The sequence below is a fragment of the Mesorhizobium sp. M7A.F.Ca.CA.002.05.1.1 genome (assembly GCF_003998335.1).
Classification (GTDB): domain Bacteria; phylum Pseudomonadota; class Alphaproteobacteria; order Rhizobiales; family Rhizobiaceae; genus Mesorhizobium.
Window position 1 is genome coordinate 1 of record NZ_RZQI01001040.1, and the last position, 1947, is coordinate 1947.

A 1947-nucleotide genomic window follows, 5' to 3' on the forward strand; every position below is an offset into this window, starting at 1 on the left:
GTGTCTCGCATTGGGTCAATGACGGGCTGATGGCGGTGTTCTTCCTGCTCGTCGGACTGGAGATCAAGCGCGAGATGCTGGACGGCCAGCTCTCCACCTGGCCCCGGCGCGTGCTGCCCGGCATCGCCGCCGCCGGCGGCATGCTGGTTCCGGCACTCGTCTATGTCGCCGTCAACCGCAACAATGCGGCCGCCCTGTCCGGCTGGGCGATCCCGACCGCCACCGATATCGCTTTCGCGCTCGGCGTGCTGTCGCTGCTCGGCAGCCGCGTGCCGGCTTCGCTGAAGGTGTTCCTCACAGCCCTTGCCATCATCGACGACCTCGGTGCCGTCATTATCATCGCCATCTTCTACACCAGCGGCCTTTCGCTGGCTTATCTGGGTGCTGCCTTCGCCGTCATTGCCGCGCTTGTCGTGCTCAACCGCATGCGGGTGATGACGCTGGTTCCCTATCTCGTGCTCGGCGTCATCCTGTGGGTGCTGGTTCTGAAATCCGGCGTCCATGCCACGCTCGCCGGCGTGGCGCTGGCGCTGACCATCCCGCTTGAGCGTTCCGCCGGGATCGGCCACGATCTCGACCGTTCGCCCCTGCACCGGCTCGAGCACGGCCTGCACAAGATTGTGGCCTTCGTCGTCATCCCGATCTTTGGCTTTGCCAATGCCGGCGTTTCGCTCGCCGGTCTCAGCGTCAGTGCGCTGATCGAGCCGTTGACGCTGGGTGTCGCCGCCGGCCTGGTGGTCGGCAAGTTGGTCGGCGTGTTCGGCTCCTCGGCCCTTGCCATCCGGCTCGGTCTTGCCGACCTGCCAGCCAATGCAGGCTGGACGCACATGATCGGCATATCGCTGCTGTGCGGCATCGGCTTCACCATGAGCCTGTTCATCGGCCTGCTCGCCTTCGCCGGCGACGTGGCGCTGCAGGACGCGGTCAAGGTCGGCATCCTCGCCGGTTCCTTCATCGCCGCTATCCTGGGCGCTGCCGTGCTGCTCATGGCGCCCGCCAGGGGTGGCGTGGAGGACGGTGAAGAGTAGAGGCAGTCTTAGGACTTGGGGGACAATCGCTACTCGCTCTCACCCTCCAGCGCCGGCACCGACACGCCGGCAAGCTCTGCCGCCAGCAGCCGCGAAGCGCCGGCCCGCGCGATCCGCAGCATCAGCGCTTTGCGCGTTGCCGCTGCCATGCGGTGCTCGGGCGCATCGCGCAGGATCTCGGCGCCGTAGCCGTCGGAGAGGATGAAGCCGCACTCCTGGGGAAATATCTCCGAGGGCACGCCGGGATGGGTGGCGAAGAAGAAGCGGTCGGAATGCAGCCGGTAGTCGGGCCATTTGCGGTCGACCCTGAAATCCTCGATCGAGGATTTGATCTCGATGATCCAGATATCGCCCTGCCGGGTCAGCGCGACGAGGTCGGCGCGGCGGCCCGTGGCCAGCGACAGTTCGGGCAACACATGTGCGCCCATATCCATGAGCAGCCGCTGTACGCCGCGCCGCACCAGCATGGCGCGTTCGGACTGGCGGCCGTCGATGAGAGGATTGATGAGGATGGGGGAGATGATCGGCATGCCAGGCACCATGCCAGATTTTGTTCACGGTTTGAACCTGTTTTATGCAGACGATTGTATATTCGATATACCCGGATATACCCAAAAGAAGTCAGGCATTGATCCTTGAAAGATTGAGTTTGCGGTGCGTACCGTCGCTTCCATGGGGACGGGTGACGCAAAATCGAACACTAAAGAAGGCCAACAAGTATGGGCCTTTGACCTTGACGCTCTGCGCAAGGCTTTCAGAAAGTCCGTTCGGGAGCATAAAGTCACGGCGGCTGATTGGGCGGAACACGCCAAGCAGTTCCTCGAAAAACAAAGAGATCGTCAGCGCGAATCGACTTGATATGCCGCGCCGATCAATTTCCATTTAGTAACCCTAAGATAGCAGAAAAAAGTCTTTGCGC

Annotated in this window: 3 protein-coding genes; 1 reads left to right on the forward strand and 2 read right to left on the reverse strand. The window is 62.6% G+C overall.

The genetic code is table 11. The features are described from left to right. Nucleotides 1-1028 (forward strand): Na+/H+ antiporter NhaA (gene nhaA, locus EN939_RS32150; protein WP_127271585.1); only part of this gene is annotated, 1028 nt, incomplete at its 5' end. A gap of 29 nt (nt 1029-1057) precedes the next feature. Here the strand turns inward: nhaA and EN939_RS32155 are convergent. Both EN939_RS32155 and EN939_RS32160 read right to left on the reverse strand, forming a co-directional pair. Continuing rightward, the gene (locus tag EN939_RS32155; protein WP_050596738.1) at nt 1058-1558 is read right to left on the reverse strand and encodes an MmcB family DNA repair protein; all 501 of its coding nucleotides are present in this window, start codon (nt 1556-1558) and stop codon (nt 1058-1060) included. 91 nt (nt 1559-1649) lie between these two features. Next, nucleotides 1650-1910, reverse strand: a complete 261-nt coding sequence (locus EN939_RS32160) for a hypothetical protein (RefSeq protein WP_127271563.1) — start codon at nt 1908-1910, stop codon at nt 1650-1652. Nucleotides 1911-1947: the final 37 nt, after the last annotated feature.